Source organism: Streptomyces sp. SID3212 (genome assembly GCF_009865405.1).
In the GTDB taxonomy this organism is placed as follows: Bacteria; Actinomycetota; Actinomycetes; order Streptomycetales; family Streptomycetaceae; genus Streptomyces.
Window position 1 is genome coordinate 1 of sequence record NZ_WWJY01000132.1, and the last position, 276, is coordinate 276.

Annotated in this window: 1 pseudogene; it reads left to right on the forward strand. The window is 80.4% G+C overall.

What is annotated here, in order from left to right:
• Positions 1-276, forward strand: a pseudogene (locus GT042_RS03700) (prepilin peptidase); the annotation flags it as partial.

Consider the following 276-nt stretch of genomic DNA (forward strand, 5'->3'; position numbering starts at 1 on the left):
GCTGGCTCGGCACCGCCCGGTGCGCCCGCTGCCACGCGGCCGACGGCACTCCCTACGCCCGCTCCCGCCTCCTCCCTCTCCTCAGCGCCCTCTCCTGCGCCGCCCTCGCCGCCGCCACCGGCCCCCACCCCGCGCTCGCCGTCTGGCTCCTGCTCGTGCCCTTCTGCGCCCTCCTCGCCCGCCTGCGCGCCCTCGGTGTGCCCTTCCTCGCCTGGGGCCACACCGCCGCCTCGGCGGAGCTGTCCGGCACGCCGCTCCCGCCCGACGCCCTGCGCC